The sequence below is a fragment of the Streptomyces sp. NPDC047917 genome (assembly GCF_043204345.1).
In the GTDB taxonomy this organism is placed as follows: domain Bacteria; phylum Actinomycetota; class Actinomycetes; order Streptomycetales; family Streptomycetaceae; genus Streptomyces; species Streptomyces sanglieri.
Window position 1 is genome coordinate 214,608 of record NZ_JBIDCA010000016.1, and the last position, 24,689, is coordinate 239,296.

The window sequence follows — 24,689 nt, forward strand, 5'->3', positions numbered from 1 at the left end:
TCGTATGAAACACCCGGGTGATCCGCTCCTCCCACCGAGTGTCGCGGCGGTCCTCGCGGCGCCCCCGCGCGCCTTCTCGCCCGTCGCGATCTGGTGGTGGAGCGGGGAGCGGCTCGACCGGTCGCGGCTGCGGGCGCAGCTGGAGCGCTTCGCCCAGGGCGGGGTGCACAATCTGGTGCTCCTCAACCTGGCGCCGTCGGGCCCGCTGTTCGGCTCGGACGCCGACGACCCGCCGTTTCTGTCCGACGCGTGGTGGGAGCTGCTCGACGGGGTGTGCGAGGACGCCCGGGAGCTGGGGACCGGCCTCTGGTTCTACGACCAGCTCGGCTTCTCCGGCGCGGATCTCCAGGCGCGCCTGGTCGACGAACGGCCCGATCACGCCGGCCGCCGGCTCGGCCGGGTGCGGGCCGTGGTCGAGTCCTCGGCGGCGCAGGCCGGTGAGCTGCGGTGCCCGCCGGGCGGCCGGGCGCTCGCCGGCCGTGCCGAACCGGTCGACGACGACGGCCGGGCCACCGGGCCCGCGGTCGCGGTGCCGGTGGCCGACGGGGTCGTACGGGCGCCCGGCGCCGGCCGCTGGCGTCTGACGCTCCATCATCACGAGGCGCTCGGTTTCGACTATCTCGGGACCGAGGCGTGCGCGGCGCTGCTGGACCGGGTGCACGGGGAGTTCGAGCGCCGGCTCGGCGACCGGCTCGGGACCGTCGTCGTCGGCTCGTTCCAGGACGAACTCCCGTCCCTGCCGACCTGGTCCACCGGTTTCACCGGCGCCTTCCTGCGACTTCGCGGCTACGACCTCACCGAGCGGCTGGACGCCCTGTACGACGGCAGCGCGGATCCGGACGTCCACCGGATCCGCCGCGACTACCACCTGACCCGAGCAGAACTGGCCGAGGACGCGTTCTTCCGGCCGCTGGCCGCCTGGCACGAGCGGTACGGGCTGCTCATCGGCTGCGACCAGCAGGATCCCGCCCGCGCCGGACACCCGGTCGCGGGCGTGGAGCTGTACGCCGACTACCCGCGCACCCACCGCTGGTTCTCGGCGCCCGGTTCCGACCACCACGGGGACGCCCGCATCCACTCCTCGCTCGCCCATCTCTACGGCCGTCCCCGCACCTGGGTCGAGGCCTTCCACTCGACCGGCTGGGGCGGCACCCTGGAGGAGACCTTCGACTGGCTGCTGCCCTGGCTGCGTGCCGGGGCCACGCTCTACAACCCGCACGCCGTCTACTACACGACCAAGGGCGGCTGGTGGGAGTGGGCGCCGCCCGGTACCGACTGGCGCCAGCCGTACTGGCGTCACCACCGTGTCTTCGCCGACGCCGTGACCCGGCTCTGCGCGGTGCTGAGCCTCGGTCACCATCTGTGCGACGTCGCGGTCCTGCTGCCCACCACCACCGCCCAGGCGGGCACCGCCCTGGACGGTGTCGACGGGGCGGCGGCCCGTGCCCAGTGGGCCTATCTGGAACTCGTCGGGGACATGACCTGGTTCCGTACCCGGCCGGGGCTGCTGGACCGGCTGGGTCTCGACGCCGATGTCATCGACGACGCCTCGCTGGCCCGTGCCCGTGTCTCCCGGCCGGACGACGGGGTGCGGCTGCGGGTGGCGGACGAGGCATATGCGGCGATCGTGCTGCCCGCGTGCACCGTCCTCGAACGGAGGACGGCCGATCGGCTGGTGGAATTCGCCTCGGCCGGCGGGAAGTTGATCGCCTGGGGCGAGCTGCCCGAGCGGTTCGTGGGATCCGGTGCGGCCACGGCTGCGGAGGCGCTGCGGGCGTGCTTCGCGGACGGCCGGGCCGTGCACGTTCCCCTGGACGACGACCCGGCCGGTGCGCTCGCCGCCGCTCTCGGCGGTGTGCGGCCGGCCGTCCGTGCACCGGTCCCCGCGCTCGCGCGGCGGGTGGACGGCGCCACTGTGGTGTTCCTGACCGCGGCAACCCCTCGGGCGACCCGCGCTGAGGTCGCGGCCCCCGACGAGCGGGGCGCGGCGCTGGGCTGGCTGGACGCCCGCTACGACTTCGACCCCGGCCGCTACGTACGGCGCGCCCGGGTGCGGGTGCGGGACGTTTCGGGGCCGGCCGTTCTGGTGGACCCGTTCGGCGGCGCTCCCCGCAGACTGGCGGTGCTGCCCGTCGCCGACGACGACCGGGCCGTCGAGGTCGATGTCCCCTTCGACACGGGCCCGGCGGCCGTACTGGTCTTCCCGGCCGAGGACCTGGAGCCGCCCCCACCCGTGTTCTCCGGCGCCGGACCGTCGCACGTCATCGCCGTCGAGACCGTCGGGATCCCCCCGGACGCGGAGTGGGACATGGCCCTCGTCCCGACGCTCGACAACACCTGGGGCGACTTCGCCCGCCCCGCGACCGGTCCGCCCACCGGCCCGGCCGTCACCGAGTGCCGGACCTTCCGGCACCGGGTGGAGGCGCCGGGCGAGGACGGCGTACGGGACGGCTGGGCCGCGGTGCCCTCCGGCCCCGGACGTCCGGCACCGGCCACGGTCCACGCGACGTTCGGGCCCCGTGCGCTGGTCCTGGGCGAGGGGCCGGGCCGGGACGGTCCGTCGGTGCTCGAATGGTCCGAGAGTCTGGGTGTGCGCAAGGACCCGGTGCATCGCGCGGTGCTGGGGCCGAAGGGGCATGTGCCGGAGGAGTTCGCGCACATCGGCCCGGCGGTCGCCGGAGAGGTGGTGCGGCTGCGCACCGGGATCCACCTGGGCGAGGACTTCGACGGGCACCTCGCGATCGGGGCCGGGGCGGTGAAGCGGGTCCGGCTCGACGGTGTGCCCGTGGCGCTCGACGACGGGGGCCATCTCGCGCTGGGCCCGGTGCGTACGACCGCCGGATTCCATCTGCTCGAACTGGACCTGACACCCGATCAGGACTGTGAACTGCGGGCGCACATGGCACTCGTTCGCGATCCCGGACGCTACGGGCGCCCGGAATGGATTCACGCGCCCGGGACGATGGGCACCACGCTGAAGCTGACCGCTCTCCCCGCCCGCGCCGTCGTGCAGGTGGCCTCCCTGGTGCCCTGTGCGCTGCGCGTCAACGGCCGGCTCATCGGCGGGCAGGGTGGATTCGACCCGTACGCCGAGCACGCGGTGCCGCGCGTACGGCGGCACGATGTGACGGCCGCCCTGCACATCGGTGACAACGACATCACGGTCGAGACGTCCGGGGGCGGCGAGCGCGCGGTCCTGGTGGACGCGGTGCTCGACGGCAGGGACGGCGAACCCGTCGCGACGCTGCACAGTGACGCCGGCTGGTGGGCGGACGGCCCGCACGGTCGCGGGCCGGTCGGGGTGCGGCGCGTACCGGTGGGCGACCCTGCCGCGCTGTGTCTGCGCCGCCGCCCGCATCCGCTGCCGGGGGCCGCGTGGCTGGACCCGGAGGCCGACGACGGCACGGTCGTGCCGGTCCGGTTCGCGGTTCCGGGGAGCCGGGGCGGTGTGGAGTGGTTCTGGTGCGAACTCCCGCCCGGTACCACCCGGTTGACGGCACGGACGCACGGCGGGACCACGGTGTACGTGGACGGCTCCGAGTGTCGCGCCGCCGTGGGCGTCCCCGGTGCCCGTGGGGTGCGCACCGTGACGGTCGAGCTGCCGCACGGTGAACGCTGCGGTCCGGTGACCGCGGCGCTGCGGGTCCGGACCGTCCCCGGGTACGAGGGTGGCGCCGCGCTGGCCGGTCCGGTGTGCTGCACGGTCGGCACCGGGCGGATCCGGCTCGGCGACTGGGAGGGGCAGGGCCTCGCCGAGTACAGCGGCGGGGTGCGGTACAGCCGAGTGGTGGACGTGCCGGCCGATGGTGTGGCGGGGCGGGTGTCGCTGGATCTCGGGCGGGTCCGGGGGACGGCGGAGGTCCGGGTCGGCGGCGTCACCGCGGGGGTGCGGGTGTGTTCGCCTTACGTGTTCGACCTGACGGGACTGGTGGTGCCGGGGGGCAACGCCGTGGAGATCACCGTGTTCGGGACGCTGGCGCCCCGCCTGGACGCGACGAGCCCGACCCATTTCGTCTTTGCCGGGCAGCGTGTCAGCGGCCTGTTCGGTCCGGTACTGCTGCGGATCGAGCGGGGGTGACGGGGCGACGTCCGGGGCCGTTGTGTCCGGTCCCCGGCGTCGCCCCGTGGTTCAGCCCCGCCCGGCCCGGCCGGAGAGGTCCGGGGTCCGCCGCATCGCCGGGAGGTCCCGGTCCTCCGCGTACCCCGAGGGCCTCCGCCCCCTACTCGTCGCCCGTCAGCATCGGCAGCAACAGCGCCGCGGACCAGCTGAAGTTGGGTGAGTTGAGCGGTGCCCCGGTCGTCGGGTCGTAGTTCTCCATGATCGGACCGTCGCCCGCGAGGCCGGAGGCATGGGTGAGGAGCCGGTCCGCCAGGGCTTCCGCGTCCCTGCCGTAGCCGTAGCGGCGCAGGCCGCCGAGGGCGAAGTAGGCCTGGTCGAGCCAGACGGGGCCGCGCCAGTACGCGGTCGGCGAGAAGTGGGGCGAGCTCTTCGCCACGGTCGGGAAGGGCACGGTCGTGGCGAACTCCGCCGGGTCCGTCAGTCTGTCGCGCACGGCACGGGCCTGCGCGGCGGACGCGGTGCCGGTCCACAGCGGGACGGCGCCCTCGATGCCGCGGCCGCGGGCCGTGAGCGGTGCGCCGGTGCCGAGCGCGATGTCGTGGAACCAGCCGTCCGCCGGGTCGTACATCGTGTCGCGCACCGCGGCGGAGGTCGCGGCGGAGCGCCGCTTCCACCGTCCGGCATCGGTGCCGCGGCCGATCGCACCCGCTATCCGCGCCAAGTAGCCCTGGTCGGCGGCGAGATAGGAGTTCAGGTCGACGGACTCCTGGTCGAGGGAGTAGCCGAGGAGCGTTCCGTCGGCGGCCTTGTTGGCGACGACTCCGGTGCCGAGGCCGGCGTCGAAGCGGGGTGCGTTGTCCATGCCGCTCTCCCAGGCGGCGGCGAGGCGTCGTTCCTCGGGGGAGTCGTTGGCCGGGTCGACGGTGGCGCCGTACTCGGCGAGGCCGTTGTGGTCGTGGTCCCGGTTGCGGTACCACCAGTCCTGGTACGCGACGAGCTTCGGGTACATCTCGCGCAGGAACGCCCGGTCGCCGCTCTTCGCGTACACCTCCCACACGGCCCAGGCGGCCAGCGGTGGCTTGGAGTTGCGTTCGTTCCAGTTGCCGCCGCCGCGTTCGGGGTCGTTGTAGAAGATGACGTCGGGGATCATCCCGGCGTCCTGGGGGCGGGACGCGGAGTCCGGGCGTATCTGGTGGTCGAACATGGAGCGGATCTGCGACTGGGCCAGGTCGGGCGCGAAGCGTGCCGTGCCCACCGCCTGCTTCCAGGTGTCCCAGGCCCAGATGCCGCCGGTGAACCACTTGTAGGAGATCGACGGTGTGATGCCGTCGTGCTTGATCCGACCCGCCGCGCTGCGCCAGTTGGTGACGAGGGTCTGGAGGGACTTCACGGCCGTGCGCCGCCGGTCCGCCGGGACGCCCCGGGTCACCCCGGCGACATAGCCGCGCCAGCGCGCGTCGGACGCGGACACCACGGAGTCGGGGCGGGCCAGTACGGCACGGACCCTCGCCCGCTCCCCGGTGCGTTCGGCGGTGGTGAAGGTGTAGGACTCGGTCCAGTCGAAGCTGTGCGAGCGGCCGGGGGCCAGGGTCACCGGCTTCGCGGCCTCGGTGCGGTACGTGTCGCCGTCCACGGTCGTGCGGACGCGGTCCTTGTGGGTGACCTCGAAGCGTTCCGTGCCGTCGGTGAGGTAGTCCCAGGTCTCGCGGACCTTTCCGAAGTCGACCCCGACGCCGGAGCCGGTGGCGGTCAGCGCCGGCGCGTCGCGCATCGGTCTGTCGGCGGGCCGCAGCAGGCTGCCCGTCCAGTCGGCGCCGAGTGTGCGGGTGGCCGGGCCGGTGTTGCGGACCTCGGCCCTGATCAGGGCGGTGCGGTCGGTGGCGAAGCGGAGTCCGAGAGTGAGGCGCAGGCCGCGGCCGAGGTCGTAGGACTGGACGAGCCGGCCCGGCAGCGAGGTGGTGCGGGGCGTGCCGCCGGCGGCCAGGTCCAGGGTGCGGCCGTGTTCGGTGAGGCGGATGCGGCTGAAGGACTTGCTGAGCCACCAGGGGTATTCCTGGGCGATGTAGAGGGGCCCGGAGAAACCTCCGTAGGCGTCCTTGTCACCGGCCTCCGGCAGTGCGTACGCGTGCCAGGCGCCCCGGTCGGCGAAGACGGTGACGGGGTTGTTGTCCTCGCCGTCGCCCGGCTGGGCGGTGGTGGGGGTGCCGTGCAGGTCGAGGACGTCGGCGTAGGCGGGCGGTGGTTTCGGGTGTCCGTGGGCGGCGGCCGTCTGCGGTGCGGCGAGGGCGCCGCCGGCCAGCAGGAGTGCGGTCAGGGCGCTCAGGGGACGGTGGGCGGTGCGGTGTCGGTGTCTGCGGCGGGTCATTTCGCGGTCCCTTCGGGGGAGTCGGTGGCGATGCGCAGGACGGCGGCGCCGAGCGGGCCGAGGTCGAGGTGGTCGCGGACGGCGGCTCCGGTGAGCAGATCGGTGCCGCCGGCCCCGTAACGGCCGGTCAGTGGTGTGCGGGTGTCGTGGTCGGCGTGGTTGAGGACGAAGAGGTACGTGCCCCGGGCGCCGGAGCGCACGGTCGCCTCGACGCCCTCGGGTACGTCGAGCACGGGGCGTACGCCCGCCGCCCGCAGCGCTTCGTCGAGCACGGCGGCGATGCCGTCGCCGAGATGGGCGCTGGCGTACCACGCGGTGCCGGTGCCGTAGCGGTGGCGGGTGACGGCGGGGCGGCCGGTCAGCTCGCCGGCCGCGTAGGTGTCGACAGTCTCCGTACCGGGGCCTTCTGGCTCGATCCACTCGCTCCACAGGGTGGCCCGCGCGCCGGAGGCCAGGGGCACCTCGGCGCCGTCGGGGATCGGCCAGAACTCGTCGACGGACACGCCGAGCACCTCCCGCAGCGGTCCCGGTGCGCCGCCGTCGTGGATGTGGTCGTGACCGTCGACGACACCGCTGAAGGGTCCGCAGACGAAGTGGCCGCCGCCGCGCACATAGGCGGCGATGCGTGCCCCGTGCTCGGGCCGCAGCAGATGGAGGTTGGGTGCGAGGACGGCCCGGTAGTCGTCCAGGCCGGCGTGCGGGGGTACGAAGTCGACGGAGACGGCGCGGGTGTGCAGCGCCGCGTACCAGGGGCGCAGCAGGTCGCGCCAGCGCATCCGGGCGGAGGGGTGGTCCTCGGCCTCCAGGGCCCACCAGGAGTCCCAGTCCAGGACGATCGCCACGTCCGCCGGGGTGGTGGTGCCGGTGATCTCGCCGAGCCGGGCGAGTTCGGCGCCGAAGCGGACGGTCTCGCGCCAGCCCCGGGAGGCGGTGCCGCGGTGCGGCAGCAGGGCGCTGTGGTACTTCTCGGCGCCGGCCCGGGAGGCGCGCCACTGGAAGTACATGATGCCGTCGGCTCCGCGGGCCAGTGCCTGGAGCGACCAGAGGCGTTGCAGTCCGGGTCTCTTGGGGACGTTGACCGGCCGCCAGCTGACGGCGGACGGTGCCTGTTCGAGGAGCAGCCAGGGCCGGCCGCCCTTGAGGGAGCGCATCAGGTCGTAGTTGAGGGCGGCGTTGACATGGGCGTGCGGGTCGGCGGGGTCGGGATAGGTGTCGTCGGAGACGAGGTCCTCGTGCTCCGCCCACTTCCAGTAGTCGAGTGCCTTGAACATCGACATGAAGTTGGTGGTGGCCGGGATGTCCGGGCTGATCTCGCGCAGCGCCTCGCGTTCGGCGCGGTGGCATTCGAGGAGGGCGTCGGAGCAGAAGCGCCGCCAGTCCAGGAGCTGTGTCGGGTTGACGGGGCCGGGTGCGGTGCGGGGTGGTTCGATCTCGTCGAGGCTGCCGTAGCGCTGCGACCAGAAGGCGGTGCCCCAGGCGTGGTTGAGGGCCTCGACGGTGCCGTGGCGGTCGGTGAGCCAGGTACGGAAATGGTCGGCCGAGTGGGCGCAGAAGCATTCGGTGATGTGGTCGCCGTACTCGTTGTGGATGTGCCACAGGGCGAGTGCCGGGTGGTGTGCGTAGCGTTCGGCGAGGGCGCGGGTGAGGCGGAGTGCGGCGGCGCGGTACTCGGGCGAGGAGGGGCAGTAGTGCTGGCGGGAGCCGAATTCGAGGCGTACGCCGTCGGCCGTGACCGGCAGGATCTGCGGGTGGGCGCGCACCAGCCAGGCGGGCGGGGAGGCGGTCGCCGTGGCCAGGTCGACGGCGATGCCATGGGCGTGCAGCAGGTCCAGGAGCCGGTCGAACCAGGCGAAGTCCCAGCTGTCCGGGCCGGGTTGGAGACGTGCCCAGGAGAAGACGCCGACGGTCACCATCGTGACCCCGGCCTCGCGCATCAGGGCGGCGTCCTCGGCCCAGACGTCCTCGGGCCACTGCTCGGGGTTGTAGTCGCCGCCGTAGAGGATGCCCGGTACGCGGGTCGCGCGGCTCATCCCTTCACCGCCCCGCCGAGCAGTCCGGCCACGAACTGCCGCTGGAACAGCAGGAAGAGGAGCATCAGCGGGAGCGTGGCGAGGAGCGAGCCGAGCATCAGCCCGGAGTAGTCGACGTGGGAGAGCCCCGTGAGGGTGTTGAGCGCGACGGGCACGGTGTATTTGTCCTCCGAGTTGAGCATGAGCAGGGGCCAGATGAAGCTGTTCCACTGCGCCATGAACGTGAAGATGACCAGGGCGCCGAGTTGCGGGCGCACGCACGGCAGCACCACCCGGTAGAAGGTGCGCAGCTCGCCGGAGCCGTCGATCCGGGCCGATTCGAGGAGCTCGTCGGGGAAGTCGACGAAGCTCTGCCGCATCAGGAGGATGCCGAAGGAGTTCGCCAGGAACGGCAGGATCACCGCCTGGTAGGAGTCGATCCAGCCGACGCTCGCCATCATCTGGAACAGCGGCACGAGCAGTACCTGGAACGGGATCATCATGGTGGCGAGCACGACGCCGAGCAGCAGTCCCCGGCCGCGGAAGCGGTACTTGGCGAGTCCGTAGCCGCACATGGCGGAGATCAGTGAGCTGAGCGCGGTGTGGACGACGGCGATGCCCACGCTGTTGAGGAGGACCCGGCCGAAGCCGATGGTGTCCTGGAGCCGCACCAGGTTGTCGAGCAGCCGGCCGCCGGGCAGGAACGGCGGCGGTGAATGGAACAGGTCGGACGTGGAGTGTGTCGCGGCGATCGCCATCCAGAGGAACGGGACCAGGCTGACGACGGCACCGGCGGCGAGCAGCAGCCTCACGACGTAGCGGCCCAGGCGCCGGGCCGGGTGGACGCGTACGGGGGCCTGCTGGAGGGCGGTCACCGGCGGCGCTCCCTTCCGAAGGCGAAGTACTGGAGGGCGGAGATCGCGGCGATGAGGGCGACGACCACCCAGGCGATGGCGGCGGCGTAGCCGAAGTCGAGCTGCTGGAAGCCGGTCTTGTAGAGGTAGACGACCGGGGTGAGGGTGGCGTCGTCGGGTCCGCCGCGGGTGAGGACGTAGTTCTCGTCGAAGAGCTGGAGTGTTCCGATGGTCGAGGTGATCACGCAGAACAGGACGACGGGGCGCAGCTGCGGCAGGATCACCCTGGTGTACGTGGAGAAGGTGGTGGCGCCGTCGATGGCGGCGGCCTCGTACTGCTCCTTGCCGATGGACTGGAGTCCGGCGAGCAGGATGACGGCGTTGTAGCCGGTCCAGCGCCAGGTCAGGGACGCGATCAGGGAGACACGTGCCCAGGTGGGGCTGTTGAGCCAGTCGACCTGGCCGATGCCGACGGTGCCGAGGATCTGGTTGACGAGGCCGCCGTCGGTCTTGAGGAGCACCTGGAAGACGACGGCGTAGGCGACGAGTGTGGTGACGGCGGGCAGGAAGTAGACCGCCCGCCAGGTGCCGCGGAAGCGCAGCCAGGACTGGTTGAGCAGGACGGCGAGGACGAGGGCCAGGCCGATCATGACGGGGACCTGCACGACGAGGATGACCCCGGTGTTGAACAGGGACTCCAGGAAGGCGGGGTCGTGGATCATGCGCCGGTACTGGTCGAGTCCGACCCAGCGGGTGGCTCCGGCGTCCTCGGTGGTGAAGCTCTGCAGGAGGCTGGCGCCCAGCGGGTAGGCGAAGAAGAGGACGAAGAGGACGGCCGCGGGCCCGGCGAAGATCCAGGCGGTGGGTCGCCGTCGTCCGCGGCGTGCCGGGGCCGGGGCGCGGGCGGGGGCGACCGGCCGGTCGTAGGTGGTGTGGACGGCCATCGGGCTACTTCACCCTTTCGCGGCCGGTGGCGGTGGCGAGCTGCCGCGCGGCCGAGTCGAGGGCGGTGCGCGGGTCCTTGCCGCGCAGCATCACGCCGCTGACGGCCGAGACCATGATGTCGGAGGCCTTCGCGTCGTCCTTGTTGTTCTCGACCGGCGGGATGGTGCGGGCGAGCCGGGCGAACACGTCGAGGGCCGCCTGCCCGCCGAAGTACTCCTGCTTCTCGCTCAGGTACGGGTCGTCGAGCGCGGGCAGGTAGGCGGGGAAGAGGCCCTCGCGCTTGAGCATGGAGACCTGGTTCTCCCTGCCGGTGAGCAGGAACCGGATGAACTCCCAGGCGAGGCGGGGGTTCTTGCTCTGCGCGGGTACGCAGAGCGTGGAGCCGCCGATGTTGGAGGTGCGGATGCCGTCGGTGGTGAAGCCGGGCAGCGGCACCACACCGAACCTGCCCTTCAGCTCCGGCATCTCGTCGGTGAGTGTGCCCGTCCACCAGGCGGCGGTGGGCGTGGTGACGGCCTTGCCCTCCTTGGTGCCGGTGACGAGTCCGTCCCAGCCCTTCTCGTAGTCGACGAGCCCCCGGTCGTGCAGGGTCTTCATCAGGGTGAGGGCCTTGACGGCCTCGGGAGTGTCGACGGCGACCCGGCCGCCCCTGAAGTAGGACTGGCCCTGCTGCTGGAGCAGCATCGGCAGGATCCCGACGTCCGTGGAGTCCATGACGAGCAGCTTGCGGCCGGTGGCCTTCTTGATGCGGACACCCGCTGCCACGTAGTCGTCCCAGGTCAGCAGCGAGGCGGGATCGACCCCCGCGGCGCGGAAGTGGTCCTTGCGGTAGTAGAGCGCGCAGGGTCCGATGTCCCAGGGCAGGGCGAGGACCGCGCTGTCCTTGCCGGTGACGGTGCGCCACGCGGCGCGGTCGAAGTCGCCTCCGTAGCGGCCGCCGAGGCTCGTCAGGTCGTAGAAGCCGCTGGGGAAGTTTCCGGTGTAGCGCGGCATGTAGCTGCCCTCGACCGTGAGGACGTCGGCGAGGCCGGAGCCGCCGCGCAGGCCCACGGTGATCTTGTCGTAGGCGTTGTCGTAGCCGATGTCGACGATGTCGACGGTGGTGCCGGGGTGGCGCTTCTCGAAGTCGCCGGCGAGGCGCTTCATGGCCTTGGCCGCCACGTCCCACGACCAGACGGTGATGCTGCCGCTGACCTCGCCCCCTCCGTCGTCCTTCCTGCCGTCGATGTCCCGGGCCTCTCCGCCGCCCGCGCCGCCCATGGCACATCCACTGATCAGGGACGATGCCGCGGTCGCGAAACCTGTGGCCAGAACAACCCGTCGGGTGGGTCTCGTTGACACTCTTGCCTCCTGGAGCCTGAATGCCTAATGCTGTATTCAGAACACTGAATGACGGAGCCTGCCGTCAAGAGGTGTACAGCCAAAGACTTCTGTTGCTGTGATTCATGACCGGACCGACCGAGTCGGCCCACGCGAAAGGCGCGGCATGACGTCATCCCAGGACTTCGTTCCCCCCTACGCCCATCCCTACATTCCCAACGCCGTGCCGGCCGTGCGGCAGGCGATGCTGGAGGAGATCGGCGCCGCGGGCGTCGAGGACTTCTACGCCGACATCCCGGACGGCGTCCGGCTGCACCGCCCCCTCGACCTGCCGGCCCCGTTGCGTTCGGAAGCCGAACTCACCCGCCATATGGAGGAGTTGCTCGGCCGCAACACATCGACGCGGCAGGCGCTCAGCTTTCTCGGCTCCGGCTGCTACCAGCACCACGTACCGGCGGTCGTGGACGAGGTGGTCAATCGCAGCGAGTTCCTCACGGCGTACGCGGGCGAGCCCTACGAGGACCACGGACGTTTCCAGGCGCTGTGGGAGTACCAGTCGATGATGGCCGAACTGCTCGACGTGGAGATCGTCAACGTCCCGGTGTACGACGGCTTCCAGGCCTCCGGGACCGCGCTGCGCATGGCCGGCCGGATCACCGGCCGCCGCCGGGTGATCGTCGCCACCGCGGTCGACGCCGACAAGCTCTCCCGCATCCGTGACTACGTACGCCCCGACCACGACGTGACGGTGGTCCCGGTCGACCCGGACACCGGCTGCGCCGACCTCGGCGCGGTGCGCGAGGCGCTCGCCGCGGGCGACACCGCGGCGGTGTACGCGGACACCCCGTCCGCGCTCGGAATCGTCGACGAGGCGCTCCCCCGCCTCGCCGGACTCGCCCACGAGGCCGGTGCGTTGTACGTGGTGGGCTGCAATCCGCTCACGCTCGGCGTGCTCGCGCCGCCCTCCGCGTACAGCGCCGACATCGCGTGCGGCGACATCCAGCCGCTGGGCCTGCACCAGAGCTTCGGCGGCGGCAACGCCGGCTTCATCGCCACCCGCGACGAGGAGAGGCTGGTCGCCGAGTACCCGTCACGGCTGTTCGGCCTGGTGCCGACGAGCGTCGAGGGCGAGTACGGATTCGGGGACGTCGCCTATGAGCGGACCTCGTTCGCGCTGCGCGAGGAGGGCAAGGAGTGGGTCGGCACGGCCGCCGCGCTGCACGGCATCGGCGCCGGGGTCTATCTCGCGCTGATGGGACCGCAGGGCATGCGGGAGATCGGCGCGACGATCCTCGCGCTGACCGCGTACGCCCGCAGGAGCCTCGCCGAGGTTCCCGGCATCGAGGTCCCGTACGGCGATGCCCTGCACTTCGCCGACTTCACCGTCCGCTACACGGGTGGCAGGACCGCGGCCGAGATCCGCGCCGAACTCAAGGAGCGGGGCATCTTCGGCTCCACACCGACCGGCACCCACGAAGCCGCGTACTGCGTCACCGAGGTCCACACCAGGGCCGACATCGACCGGCTCGCCGCGACCCTGAAGGAGATCGTCAAGTGACCGCCCCGCACGCGCCCGTGCCCGTCTCCCCCGAGGACGCGCGCATCGCCCCGAAGCCTCGTCTGCGCCGCTTCCAGCAGGCGTCCTGGGACGAGAGGCTGATCTTCGAGCTGGGTTCGCCGGGCGAGCGCGGCGTCCTCGTGCCGGCCGCGGACCCGTCCGTCCGGATGCCCGCGATTCCCGCCGCCCTGCGCCGCGCCGAGCCGCCCGCGCTGCCGGAGATGTCCCAGCAGCAGGTGCTGCGCCACTACTTGCGCCTGTCGCAGGAGAACCTCGGCGCCGATCTCAACATCGACGTCGGCCAGGGCACCTGCACCATGAAGTACAGCCCCAAGGTCAACGACCAGTTCGTCCGCGACCCCCGGATCGCGGCGCTGCACCCGCTCCAGGACGAGGACACGGTCCAGGGCGTCCTCGGGATCATCCACAGCCTGGAGCAGTTGCTGAAGGAGATCTCCGGCATGGACCGGGTCTCGCTCCAGCCGGGCGCGGGCTCCGCCGCGATCTACACCAACGTGGCCATGATCCGGGCCCACTTCGCCGCGCGCGGCGAGCTGGAACAGCGCGACGAGATCATCACGACGATCTTCTCCCACCCGTCCAACGCGGCCTGCGCGAAGACCGCCGGCTTCAAGGTCCTCACCCTCCACCCGGACGCGGACGGCTATCCCGACATCGAGGCGCTGAGGGCCGCGGCCGGCCCGCGCACGGCGGCGCTCCTGATCACCAACCCGGAGGACACCGGGATCTACAACCCGCGCATCGAGGAGTTCGTACGGATCGTGCACGAGGCCGGCGGTCTGTGCTCGTACGACCAGGCGAACGCGAACGGCATCCTCGGCATCACCCGGGCACGGGACGCGGGCTTCGACCTGTGCCACTTCAACCTGCACAAGACGTTCTCGACCCCGCACGCGTGCGGCGGCCCGGCGGCGGGCGCCTGTGCGGTCACCGAGGAGCTGGCCCCGTATCTCCCTCGCCCGACCGTCGAGTTCGACCCGGCGAGCGGCAAGTACCGGCTGGACGACGACCGGCCCGAGTCGGTCGGCAAGATGCGGCCGTTCTACGGCGTCGTGCCGAACCTGGTCCGCGCCTACGCGTGGATCATGTCGCTCGGCGCGGAGGGGCTGCGGGCCGCCGCCGAGACGGCCGTGCTCAACAACAACTATCTGCTCCACAAGGTCCGGCAGATCCCGGGCGTCTCGGTGCCGTACGCGGCCGGGCGCCCACGCGTGGAGCAGGTCCGCTACAGCTGGGAGAAGCTCCACGAGGACACCGGCCTGCACTCCGAGGACCTCGGCCTGCGCGCCGCCGACTTCGGCACCCACTACTGGACCAGCCACCACCCGTACGTGGTGCCGGAGCCCATGACGCTGGAGCCGACCGAGTCCTACACGCGTGCCGACCTCGACGAGTACGCGGCGATCCTCGCGGAGGTCGCCCGCGAGGCGTACGAGGACCCGGAGACCGTACGCACCGCACCGCACCGTTCGACGATCCACCGGGTACGCCCCGAGGCGCTGGACGACCCGGCGACCTGGGCGGTCTCCTGGCGCGCCTACCGCCGCAAGGTGCTCGGTGAGGCCGGCCGGTGACGCGGATCGGTCTGGTGGTCAACCCGGTCGCCGGACTCGGCGGCCGGGTGGGTCTGGGCGGCACCGACGGCCCGGACCGGCCGCGCGTGGCGCTCTCCCTGGGCGCACGCCCGCAGGCGGGGGAGCGCGCGGCCGCGGCCCTGCGTGAACTGGCGGTACGCCGGGGCGCGTCGACGGGCACCGGACCGCGGGATCGCACAGCACCCCCCGGGCTCCTCGTCGTCACCGCCGCCGGCTGCCTGGGCGCCGACTCCGTCGCCGCGGCCGGGCTCGCGGGGCGGGTGGTGCACACCGCGGCCGGCGGGCGGGACACCTCGGCCGCGGACACCTCCGCCGCAGTGCGGGCGGTCGTCGCCGAGGGCGTCGACCTGCTGCTCTTCGCCGGCGGCGACGGCACCGCGCGCGATGTGCTGGGCGCGCTCGGCGACGTGCGCTGCCCGGTCCTCGGCGTACCGACCGGTGTCAAGATGCACTCGGCCGTCTTCGCCGTCGGCCCGCGTGCCGCGGGCGAGGTAGCGGCGGCGTGGCTCACCCGCACGGGCGGCGTCCGGCTGCGGGACGCCGAGGTGATGGACCGCGACGAAGACGCTCTGGACGAGGGCCGCGTCACCTCCCGGCTCTACGGGTGGCTGCCCGTCCCCGACGTACCCGTCCGCGTCCAGCAGCGCAAGACCGGCAGCACCGCCGTCTCGCCCGAGGCGGTGGGCGGGATCGCGGCCGAGGTCGCCGAGCGGGTCGGGGACGGCCTGCTGGTGCTCGGCCCCGGCACCACCACCCGCGCGGTGGCGGCCGCGCTCGGCGCGGACGTCTCGCTGACCGGGGTCGACGCGCTCGCCCTGCGGCCGGGCCGCCCTCCCCGGGTCGTGGCCCGCGACGCCCGCGAGGACACCCTCCTGGCACTCGGCCCCGCTTGGATCGCCCTCTCCCCCATCGGCGGCCAGGGGTTCCTCCTCGGCCGCGGCAACCAGCAGATCTCGCCGCGCGTACTGCGTGCGGCGGGTGGCCGCGAACATCTGCTGGTGTTGTGCGCGGAAGCCAAACTGGCCGCGCTCGGCGGCCGGCCACTGCTCCTCGACACCGGAGACGACGCGCTCGACGCGGAGCTGTCCGGCCACCATCCCGTCATCACCGGCAGGCGGCGCGCCTCGCTGTACCGCCTGGCGATGTGACCGCGTAACCCCGACATCCCGACCCAGGACAGAAGGAGCCCAGGATGATCTCCCTCGACGGCAAGCGCGCGATCGTCACCGGCGGCGGAGCCGGCATCGGCCGTGCCACCGCCCAGGTCCTCGCCGAGCTCGGCGCCCGCGTGATGATCGCCGACATCGACACCGACGGCGGTGAACGCACCGCGAAGGACACCGGAGGAGCCTTCGTGCGCTGTGACGTGTCACGGCGCGAGGACTGCGAGGCCGTCGTTCGGGCGGCCGAGGAGCGGTTCGGAGGTGTGGACGTCCTCTTCAACAACGCCGGGATCATCCGCCGTTCCACGGTCTGCGAGATCACCGAGGACGACTGGGACCTGGTGATGGCCGTGAACATCCGCTCGGTGATGCTGATGAGCCGGCTGGTGATCCCGCAGATGGCGGCCCGGGGCGGCGGCTCCATCGTCAACACCGGCTCCGGGTGGGGCATCCGCGGCGGCGGCCGGGCCGTCTCGTACTGCGCGTCCAAGGGCGCCGTCGTCAACATGACCCGCGCCATGGCCATCGACCACGGCCCCGACAACATCCGCGTCAACTGTGTCTGCCCCGGCGACACGGCGACCGGGATGCTCGCCGAGGAGGCCCGCCAGCTCGGCGAGAGCTCCGACGCGTTCTACGCGGACGCAGCCGACCGCCCGCTCGGCCGGATCGGACAGCCCCGGGACATCGCACAGACCGTGGCGTTCCTCGCCTCCGACGCCTCGGCGTTCCTGAGCGGGGCGATCATCCCCGTCGACGGCGCCGGTACCGCGTGATGCGGCGGTAGCGGATAATCGACCGGACCGAAGGGGAGGGCAGCCTCACATGCCAATCGAAAACCGCCCGCTGCGCGAACAGGTCAAGGAGGAACTGATCAAGCGCCTGGGGCGCGGCACGATCGCGACCAACTCGCCGATCAACGAGGGGCAGCTCGCCACCGAGCTCGGTGTCAGCCGTACTCCGCTGCGCGAGGCACTGATCACGCTGGAACGTGAGGGCGTCATCACCAGCGAGCGCGGCAAGGGCTTCCGCTTCACGCCGCTCAGCGCGCAGGAGTTCCGCGATCTGTCCGCGATCGTCGCGACGCTGGAGGCGCTCGCCCTGGAGTCCAGCGATCCCGAGCACCTGGCGGCGACGGCCCCGCGCCTGCTGGAGGAGGCCCGCGCGTTCTCGGTCCCGCAGGCGCCGCACGACGTCATAGAGCGTTACGACGACGCGTGGCACGACCTCCTGCTGTCCGGCTGCACCAACGACCGCCTGATGAGGCTGATCACCTCCCTGAAGGTGACGATGCACCGCTACGAGCGGGTGGCCCTGGGTGACCAGGACATCCTGGAGCGTTCCGCGGAGGAGCACGAGCGGATCGCCGAGTGCCTGCAGCGCGGCGACCTGGACGCGGCCGTCGCGGCGCTCAAGGAGAACTGGAACAGCGGGATGCACCGGATCCTGGAGCATCTGGAGGACTGATGCCACGGGGCGGTGGTGCGGGCCCGGCACCGGACTTGACCCGCACCGCCCCTTCGGGGTCCGATCACGGTGGACCTGCTGCCCGACCCAGGGACTGTGACCGTATGACTCTGCAGATCAGCGCCACCAACCCCGAACACCCGGCCCTCCTGCTCGAACTGCCCTGGCACATCCCCCTGGAGCAGTGGCCGGACGAGTACCTCGTGCCGCTCCCCCGCGGCATCTCCCGCCACGTGGTGCGCTACGCGCGGGCCGGCGAGGAGACCGTGGCCGTGAAGGAGCTGGCCGAGCGGCCCGCGCTGCGCGAGTACGAACTCCTGCGTACGCTCGACCGGCTCGGGATACCCGCCGTGGACCCGCTCGCCGTGGTCACCGGTCGCACCGAGGCCGGCGGCTCGCCCCTGGAACCGGTCCTGATCACCCGGCATCTGGGCGGTTCACTGCCCTACCGGTCGATGTTCGAGACGACCATGCGCCCCGGCACGGTGCACCGGCTGATGGACGCCCTGGCCGTCCTGCTCGTACGACTGCATCTGACCGGGTTCGCCTGGGGGGACTGCTCGCTGTCCAACACCCTGTTCCGGCGGGACGCCGGCGCGTACGCCGCGTATCTCGTGGACGCCGAGACCGGTGAGCTGCACCCCCGGCTCAGCGACGGGCAGCGCGGATACGACATCGAGCTCGCCCGGGTCAACATCAGCGGCGAGATGCTCGATCTGGAGGCATCGGGCGCACTGCATCCGTCCATCGATCCGATCGCGTTCGGCCTGGAGATCGAGGAGCGCTACCGGGCGCTGTGGACGGAGCTGACGCGTACCTCCGTCTACCCGGCGGGCAAGCATCACTACATGGAGCGCCGAATCCGCCGTCTCAACGACCTGGGTTTCGACGTCGCCGAGATGCAGATCTCGCACTCGGACCAGGGGAACACGGTCACGTTCGTGCCCAAGGTCGTGGACGCCGGCCATCATCAGCGCCAACTGCTGCGGCTCACCGGAATGGACGCGGAGGAGAACCAGGCGCGCCGGCTCCTGAACGACCTGGAGAGCTGGATGGCCACCCAGGACGACTACGCCCCCGGCGACCGGCACGGCGCCCGCACCGAGGTGCTGGCCCACCGCTGGGTCCGGGAGATCTTCCGGCCCACCGTGCGCGCGGCGCGCGACCACGTCCCCGCCCGGATGGACGCGGCCGAGCTCTACCACGAACTCCTCGAACACCGCTGGTACCTGTCCGAGCAGGCCCGGCACGACATCGGACTCGACGCGGCGGTCGAGGACTACGTCAGGAAGACGGCTGCAGCGGACGACGGCTGCACATAGGCTGCCCACCCGGAGCTGTGCCCTGGCGAGCCCAGGGATGATCCAGACGAGAGGCCCTAGGAGCCGCCCCGTGTTCTACCACGTGCTCAAATACGTCTTCATCGGGCCGCTTCTCCGATTGTTCTTCCGCCCCAGGATCGAGGGTCTGGAGCACATCCCGGAGGACGGCGCGGCCATCGTCGCCGGCAACCATCTGTCGTTCTCCGACCACTTCCTGATGCCCGCGATCCTCAAACGGCGCATCACCTTCCTCGCGAAGGCCGAGTACTTCACCGGGCCGGGTGTGAAGGGGCGACTGACCGCCGCCTTCTTCCGCAGCATCGGACAGATCCCGGTGGACCGCTCCGGCAAGGAGGCCGGGCAGGCGGCGATCCGGGAGGGACTCGGAGTGCTGGGCCGGGGCGAACTGCTGGGGATCTACCCGGAGGGCACCCGCTCGCACGACGGCCGGCTCTACAAGGGCAAGGTGGGCGTCGCCGTCATGGCGATCAAGGGGCAGGTACCCGTGGTGCCGTGCGCGATGGTGGGTACGTTCGAGATCCAGCCGCCGGGGCAGGTCGTCCCGCGCATCAAGCGCGTCACCATCCGCTTCGGTGAGCCGCTGGACTTCTCCCGCTACGCCGGGCTGGAGAACCAGAAGGCGGCGGTCCGGGCGGTCACCGACGAGATCATGTACGCGATCCTGGGGCTCTCGGGTCAGGAGTACGTCGACGAGTACGCGGGCAAGGTGAAGGCCGCGCAGGCCGAAGAGGCGGCGCGGTCCAAGAAGTTCCCGAAGCTGCGACGCTGACAGCGGATCCGCGCTCGGTGAACTTCGCGGGTCCGGGCGCCCGGTCGGACCTAGCGTCGATCCCATGAGCAGAGGAAACGCATGGGTGCTGGGTGCGACAGGACAGATCGGACGGGCGGCGGTGCGCTCGCTCGTCGAGGACGGCTGGGAGGTGACGGCCGCCTCGCTCGGCGGCGGCCGGGACGACGGGTGGGACGCAGCGGTGCGTACGACCGCCCTGGACCGGAACGCCGAAGGGGCGCTCGCGGCGGCGCTGGGCGACGGCTGCGACGTACTGGTCGACATGGTGGCGTACGACGCGGGCCACGCCCGCCAGTTGACCGGGCTCGCGGACCGGATCGGTTCGGCGGTGGTGATCTCCAGCGGTGCGACGTACGAGGACGACCGGGGCCGCAACTTCGACACACAGGGCGAACCCGACGGCGCTCCGCACTACCCGCTGCCCATCCCGGAGTCGCAGCGCACGGTGCCGGCCGGTGACACGACATACGCCACGCGGAAGATCGAGCTGGAGCAGGATCTGCTGGCGGCCGGGGACGCGCTGCCGGTGACGCTGTTGCGGGCCGGGGCGATCCACGGGAAACACTGCCGCTCGCCGCGTGAGCTGTTCTTCGTGAAGCGGCTCGTGGACGGCCGCGACCGACGGGTGCTCGCGTTCGGTGGCGAGTCCCGCTTCCACCCGGTCCACACCTCCAACCTGGCCGAGCTGATCCGGCTCGCCGCGCTGCGGCCGGGTTCGCGGGTGCTGAACGCCGGGGATCCGCAGGCGCCGACGGTCGCGGAGATCGGCGAGGCCGTCGACGCGGTGTTCGGCCGCAGCACCTCGACGGTGCTGCCGGCGGGCCCTCCCGGGGAGGACGGCGTCGGCGTGACACCGTGGAGCAGCCCCCACCCCATCGTGTACGACATGACGGCCGCCGAGCGCGAGCTCGGGTACCGGCCGGTCACCGGCTATGCGCAGTCCCTCCCGGAGACGGTCGAGTGGATCGCCGCACGGCTTGCGGGCCGGGACTGGACGGAGGCCTTCCCCGCCATGCTTCGGTCGTACGGGAGGAAGCTCTTCGACTACGCGGCGGAGGACGCCTGGCTGGCGGCGTACGACCGGAGGGGGTGAGAGGGGGCCCGTGGGGTTCACTCCACGGGGCGCCGAGCAGCTCGTTCAGTACCTCGTCCGGGACGCCGCGCAGCCGGCGCGCGTCGCGGATCCGGCCCGCCCGCACGGCCGCTCCGGCGCCGCCGGAGTGGTCGTGCCCACCGGCGGGGAACCGGCCGTCGGCGAGGACGAGCAGCCCCGCGTGGTTCGTCGCACGCCCGGTCCCGCGCGCGGTGTGTCGCGTATCAGGAGAGGAAGCGGCGCTGGGCCATGGGGAGTTCGGCGGTCGGTCCCGGTTGGACCGGCTCACCGTCGATCATCACGGCAAAACTGTCGGGGTCGACATGGGCCTTTGGCAGCGCGCCGTTCTCCCGTATGTCTCCGTTGGTGACGTCGCGCGTACTGCGGATCGGCACGAACCGCTTGCCGAGGCCGAGGCGTTCCGTCACCCCGTCCCGGACGGCGGCACCGGCCACGAAGTCGAAGGAGTCGCGCTGCGTGTCCGCCTCACGGTCCGGCGCCGAGTTCCGTCCCCGGGCGCGGCGAGCATCGGCCGTGCGCGACACGGCCGATGAGCGGCGAACCGCCGACTCGCGCGAGACGCCGCACACCAGGGGCGGCGTCTTCTCCGGCGCGTTGACTCCGGTGCGACATCTCCGGCACGTCGATTCCGGCGGGTGAATTCCCGCGCGTCAGCCGGTCTCCGGCCGGTCCATGGCCATCAGGCCGCGCATGCCGTTCTCCAGCACCGCCGGATCGGCGTCGCCGAAGAGCGCCATCTGGGCGAAGAACCCCTGCGTGGCCGCCATCATCGTCCGCGCCACATGGTCGGCGGGTACGTCCGCCCGCAGGATCCCCGCCTCGCGGTACCCCTCGACCACGTCCGTCCATACGAGCCGCATGGCGCCGTAACCGTCCTCGAAAGTGGCGGCCAGGTGCTCGTTGCGCATGCTCTCCGACCACACCTGCACGATCAGCGAGGCGAACTGCCGCCCGTCCAGACCGCACACCTCCCCGGAGAACAGCCCGCGCAGCACCCGGCCCAGCAGCACGTCCGGAGCCGGCGGCGGGGTGGCGTTCGCGGCCTCCCAGAAGGCCCGGCGGATGCTGGTGAACGCCTCGTCGGCGATGGCCGTGATCAGATCCTCCTTGCCGCTGAAGTAGCGGTAGACCGCCCCGGCCGACAGTCCGACCTCCTTCAGCACGCCCTGCATGGACGCGCCGTGGAAGCCGTCGCGCGCGAAGCAGCGCGCCGCTCCGTCGATGATCTGCCGACGGCGGGCGTCCAGGTGTTCCTGGGATACACGGGCCATGCCATGAACCTAAAACGAACATTCCTTCTTGACAAGCTCCGACACCGTACGGACAGTGGGCCGCAAGTAAAACGAACGATCCTTCTCTTTGAATCGAGGCCCTTCGTGCCTGCGACCCAGAACCGCCGCATGGTGGCGGTCATCCTGCTGATCCCCCTGGTGGCGCTGCTCGCCCTCTGGGCCTTCGCCTGGCCCTCGGCCCGGCTCGCCCCCCGCGACCTGCCCGTCGCGATCGCCGGCTCCGCCCCCGCCGCAGACCGGCTCCAGCAGCAGTTCGAACAGCGCGGCGGCGCTTTCGAGGTGCACCGATACGCCTCCGAGGACGAGGCCCGTCACGCGATCGAGAACCGGTCCGTGTACGGCGCGATAGTGGCCTCCTCCCAGGGCGCCCGGCTCCTGACCGCGTCGGCGGCAAGCCCGGCGGTCGCCCAGCTGCTGCGCGAGGCGGTCACCGCGCAGGCCCCCGACGGGACTCCGGTACAGGTCACGGACGTGGTGGCGGCGCCCGGCACGGATCCGCGCGGCAGCGTCCTCGGCGCGAGCTTCCTTCCACTGGCGATCGCCGGTGTGCTCTCGGGCTCGGCGGTCACACTGCTGCGGCTGCGCGGCGGGCGGGCCGCGCTGACCCTGATCGGGGTGGCCGTGACGGCCGGGCTCGGCGCGACGGCGCTCACCGCCGACTGGCTCGGTGTGATCACCGGAAACTGGTGGGCGGAGGCCGGGACGCTGGGACTCACCGTGCTGGCCATCGGCGGGACGGTGGCAGGGCTCGCCGCACTCGTCGGCCCGCCCGGCATCGGCGCGGGCGCCGTGCTGATGGTGCTGCTCGGCAACCCCTTCTCGGGCGTCACCAGCGCACCGGAACTGCTCCCCGGGCCGGTCGGGGCGATCGGCCGGCTGATGCCACCGGGCGCGGGCGGCTCACTGCTGCGTTCGGTCGCGTTCTTCGACGGCGGCGGCGCGGGCGGACCGCTGCTCGTCCTCGCACTGTGGGCGGCGCTCGGGCTGGGTGCCGTGCTCATCGGCGGCCGGCGCCGCACCCGGCCCCCGGCCGCGCTTCCCGCACACACCCGCGAACCGGCCCTGGCGGGCTGACCCCCGCCCGGACACGCCGTGTACCCCTGTCCGCTGCGACGGGGGTACACGGCTCTTCCGCGTCACGGGCAGCCGGGCGGAGCTCAGTTGCCGCGCTCGCCGTGCTCCCGGTGCTCCGCCGCGATACCGAAGCGCCGCCGTTCGCCGGGAGCGGACACCGAGGAGCCGACCGAGGAGATCGAGCTGATCACCTGCTCCTCCGCGGCCGCCTCCCCCTTCTCCAGTCGCTCCAGGTCAGCGGCCGAGACGAGCGCCACCAGCGGCTTGCCGTGCCGCGTCAGAACCACGCGCTCGCCGCCGTAGACAACGCGGTTGATCAGTTCGGCGAGCTCAGCTCGGGCTTGCGTCACCGGAATCTCATGGGCCATGCTCCCCATCATAACCTTCTGTACGTCCTGTACATTTTTTACGGAAGCTTGTGCAGACCCCCGTGCAGAATCCGCGAGGAGAGGCATCGCCATGCTGTTCCGCCCCACCGCCCGTCACGTGCTGCCCGAGTTCACCGAGCGCACGACCAATGGGACCCGCACCCTCGACCCGTACTCCAAGCTGCTGTCCGAACGCATCGTCTTCCTCGGCACCCCGGTCGACGACGCCGCGGCCGGCGATCTGATCGCGCAGCTCATGTATCTGGAACACGACGCACCGGACCGGCCGGTGTCGCTCTACATCAACTCGCCCGGCGGCTCGTTCGGGGCCATGTCCGCGATCTACGACACGATGCAGTACCTCAACTGCGAGGTGGAGACGTACTGCCTCGGCCAGGCCGGCTCCTGCGCCTCCACGCTGCTCGCCGCGGGCACTCCCGGCAAGCGGCACGCACTGCCCGGCGCGAGGGTTCTCGTACGGCAGCCCGAACTCACCGAGCCGGTGCAGGGCCAGCCCTCCGACCTGGAGATCCAGGCGCAGGAACTGGAACGGGTCCGCGCGATGCTCACCACCCTGTTGGCCCGTCACACGGGGCGCACCGAGGAGCAGATCACCGAGGACACCGAACGCGACCTCATCCTCGACGCGGCCGGCGCCAAGGCGTACGGGCTGGTGGACCACGTCCTGGAGAACCGGAATTCCGCACTGCGGCCGCACGGCGAGAGGTGAACACCCGATGCGACCACCGGAGTTCCCGCCACTGCCCGCACTGACCCGTGCCGAGGGGGAGTTCATCGACGGCTACCTCGAAGTCCTCGACCAGGTCGGCCGGATCAACCCGGCCCGCGGCGGGGACACCTACGGCGCGCTCCGCGCCGCTCAGGCACTCGTCACGCACTCACGCACGCTGCGGGACGCCCTCGCGTTGATGCACGAGCGCGGCGAGGCGCAGCTCCACGCGGCCACGCTCGCCCGTGCGCTGCGGGTGCTGGACGGGGAACGGCGGGCGGGGCGCGTCACCGTACCCCCGGCTCCGCCGAGTTGACCGGCCCGCGCCGTCCGCGCGCGCGGCGCGGATCCGGCCAACTCCCCCTGACCCGGCGCCCGGCGGCCGTCACCCGGCTCCCGTACCCGACACGCCCGACCACCCCACCGGAAATCCTCGCTCGTTCGGCGTAGGAAGTCCCCCTCAGGAGGGACCGCTCAACTTGCGTTTTCGGCGTGGACGGTGAACGGAATCAACCCTTCCGCCCCAGGTACGCACCTGGTCGGGGTCACCGGCGAAGCCTCAAGGATCACCATGTCCACCCGAACGGATCAGTCGTGAGGAGCCTCACATATCCCTGTTTC

General features: G+C 71.9%; 19 protein-coding genes and 2 pseudogenes. 12 read left to right on the top strand and 9 right to left on the bottom strand.

All coding sequences use genetic code 11. From position 1 onward, the window contains the following. Window positions 1-4: 4 nt before the first annotated feature. Window positions 5-4,078, top strand: coding sequence for a hypothetical protein (locus tag ACGF8B_RS34725; protein ID WP_392746191.1), 4,074 nt, complete (start codon window positions 5-7; stop codon window positions 4,076-4,078). Between the two features lie 142 nt (window positions 4,079-4,220). On the opposite strand, the gene ACGF8B_RS34730 is transcribed toward ACGF8B_RS34725, so the two are convergent. Genes ACGF8B_RS34730 through ACGF8B_RS34750 form a run of 5 tightly spaced genes read right to left on the bottom strand, consistent with a single transcriptional unit; the run spans window position 4,221 to window position 11,493 of the window. Beyond that, entirely contained in the window at window positions 4,221-6,425 is a 2,205-nt protein-coding gene (locus tag ACGF8B_RS34730) for a trehalase family glycosidase (RefSeq protein WP_392746193.1), read from the bottom strand. Continuing rightward, window positions 6,422-8,455, bottom strand: a complete 2,034-nt coding sequence (locus ACGF8B_RS34735) for a beta-galactosidase (protein ID WP_392746195.1) — start codon at window positions 8,453-8,455, stop codon at window positions 6,422-6,424. Before ACGF8B_RS34735 ends, ACGF8B_RS34730 begins: the two co-directional genes overlap by 4 nt. Beyond that, window positions 8,452-9,309, bottom strand: coding sequence for a carbohydrate ABC transporter permease (locus tag ACGF8B_RS34740; protein ID WP_392746196.1), 858 nt, complete (start codon window positions 9,307-9,309; stop codon window positions 8,452-8,454). The genes ACGF8B_RS34735 and ACGF8B_RS34740 overlap by 4 nt, the downstream gene beginning before the upstream one ends. Further along, on the bottom strand, window positions 9,306-10,232 hold the full coding sequence (locus ACGF8B_RS34745) for a carbohydrate ABC transporter permease (protein WP_392746198.1): 927 nt from the start codon (window positions 10,230-10,232) through the stop codon (window positions 9,306-9,308). The genes ACGF8B_RS34740 and ACGF8B_RS34745 overlap by 4 nt, the downstream gene beginning before the upstream one ends. 4 nt (window positions 10,233-10,236) lie before the next feature. Further along, window positions 10,237-11,493 carry an ABC transporter substrate-binding protein gene (locus tag ACGF8B_RS34750; RefSeq protein ID WP_392746199.1) on the bottom strand — a complete coding sequence of 419 codons (1,257 nt, stop codon included), beginning with the start codon at window positions 11,491-11,493 and terminating at the stop codon, window positions 10,237-10,239. A gap of 226 nt (window positions 11,494-11,719) precedes the next feature. Here ACGF8B_RS34750 and gcvPA point away from each other — a divergent pair, with 226 nt between their 5' ends. The 8 genes from gcvPA (at window position 11,720) to ACGF8B_RS34790 (ending at window position 20,583) form a co-directional block, all read left to right on the top strand. Then, window positions 11,720-13,111, top strand: a complete 1,392-nt coding sequence (gene gcvPA, locus ACGF8B_RS34755) for an aminomethyl-transferring glycine dehydrogenase subunit GcvPA (RefSeq protein WP_392746200.1) — start codon at window positions 11,720-11,722, stop codon at window positions 13,109-13,111. Continuing rightward, the gene (gcvPB, locus tag ACGF8B_RS34760) at window positions 13,108-14,706 is read left to right on the top strand and encodes an aminomethyl-transferring glycine dehydrogenase subunit GcvPB (protein ID WP_392746201.1); all 1,599 of its coding nucleotides are present in this window, start codon (window positions 13,108-13,110) and stop codon (window positions 14,704-14,706) included. The genes gcvPA and gcvPB overlap by 4 nt, the downstream gene beginning before the upstream one ends. Further along, window positions 14,703-15,875, top strand: coding sequence for an ATP-NAD kinase family protein (locus ACGF8B_RS34765; RefSeq protein ID WP_392746202.1), 1,173 nt, complete (start codon window positions 14,703-14,705; stop codon window positions 15,873-15,875). Before gcvPB ends, ACGF8B_RS34765 begins: the two co-directional genes overlap by 4 nt. A 44-nt stretch (window positions 15,876-15,919) precedes the next feature. Further along, a complete protein-coding gene (locus tag ACGF8B_RS34770; protein ID WP_392746203.1) occupies window positions 15,920-16,666 on the top strand; it encodes an SDR family NAD(P)-dependent oxidoreductase in 747 nt (248 codons plus the stop codon). A gap of 49 nt (window positions 16,667-16,715) precedes the next feature. After that, entirely contained in the window at window positions 16,716-17,357 is a 642-nt protein-coding gene (locus ACGF8B_RS34775; RefSeq protein WP_392746205.1) for a GntR family transcriptional regulator, read from the top strand. 104 nt (window positions 17,358-17,461) lie between these two features. After that, entirely contained in the window at window positions 17,462-18,679 is a 1,218-nt protein-coding gene (locus tag ACGF8B_RS34780; protein ID WP_392746207.1) for a DUF4032 domain-containing protein, read from the top strand. A gap of 70 nt (window positions 18,680-18,749) precedes the next feature. Continuing rightward, window positions 18,750-19,469, top strand: coding sequence for a lysophospholipid acyltransferase family protein (locus ACGF8B_RS34785; RefSeq protein ID WP_392746208.1), 720 nt, complete (start codon window positions 18,750-18,752; stop codon window positions 19,467-19,469). 64 nt (window positions 19,470-19,533) lie between these two features. Beyond that, the gene (locus ACGF8B_RS34790) at window positions 19,534-20,583 is read left to right on the top strand and encodes an NAD-dependent epimerase/dehydratase family protein (protein ID WP_392746209.1); all 1,050 of its coding nucleotides are present in this window, start codon (window positions 19,534-19,536) and stop codon (window positions 20,581-20,583) included. 70 nt (window positions 20,584-20,653) lie between these two features. Here the strand turns inward: ACGF8B_RS34790 and ACGF8B_RS34795 are convergent. The 3 genes and pseudogenes from ACGF8B_RS34795 to ACGF8B_RS34805 all read right to left on the bottom strand — a co-directional run. Next, a pseudogene (locus tag ACGF8B_RS34795) lies at window positions 20,654-20,872 on the bottom strand (urease accessory protein UreF); the annotation flags it as partial. Beyond that, a pseudogene (gene ureC / locus ACGF8B_RS34800) lies at window positions 20,808-21,053 on the bottom strand (urease subunit alpha); the annotation flags it as partial. The pseudogenes ureC and ACGF8B_RS34795, both read right to left, overlap by 65 nt. Before the next feature lie 201 nt (window positions 21,054-21,254). Then, window positions 21,255-21,875, bottom strand: coding sequence for a TetR/AcrR family transcriptional regulator (locus ACGF8B_RS34805; protein WP_392746211.1), 621 nt, complete (start codon window positions 21,873-21,875; stop codon window positions 21,255-21,257). Between the two features lie 105 nt (window positions 21,876-21,980). Between ACGF8B_RS34805 and ACGF8B_RS34810 the strand changes: the two genes are divergently transcribed. Further along, a complete protein-coding gene (locus tag ACGF8B_RS34810; protein WP_392746213.1) occupies window positions 21,981-22,970 on the top strand; it encodes an ABC transporter permease in 990 nt (329 codons plus the stop codon). Between the two features lie 83 nt (window positions 22,971-23,053). Here the strand turns inward: ACGF8B_RS34810 and ACGF8B_RS34815 are convergent, their stop codons facing one another. Continuing rightward, window positions 23,054-23,338 carry a type II toxin-antitoxin system Phd/YefM family antitoxin gene (locus ACGF8B_RS34815; protein ID WP_392746214.1) on the bottom strand — a complete coding sequence of 95 codons (285 nt, stop codon included), beginning with the start codon at window positions 23,336-23,338 and terminating at the stop codon, window positions 23,054-23,056. 94 nt (window positions 23,339-23,432) lie between these two features. Between ACGF8B_RS34815 and ACGF8B_RS34820 the strand changes: the two genes are divergently transcribed. Further along, window positions 23,433-24,068 (top strand): ATP-dependent Clp protease proteolytic subunit, encoded by a 636-nt coding sequence (locus ACGF8B_RS34820; protein WP_392746240.1) that lies wholly within the window; start codon window positions 23,433-23,435, stop codon window positions 24,066-24,068. 7 nt (window positions 24,069-24,075) lie between these two features. Continuing rightward, window positions 24,076-24,384 (top strand): hypothetical protein, encoded by a 309-nt coding sequence (locus ACGF8B_RS34825; RefSeq protein WP_392746216.1) that lies wholly within the window; start codon window positions 24,076-24,078, stop codon window positions 24,382-24,384. Window positions 24,385-24,689: the final 305 nt, after the last annotated feature.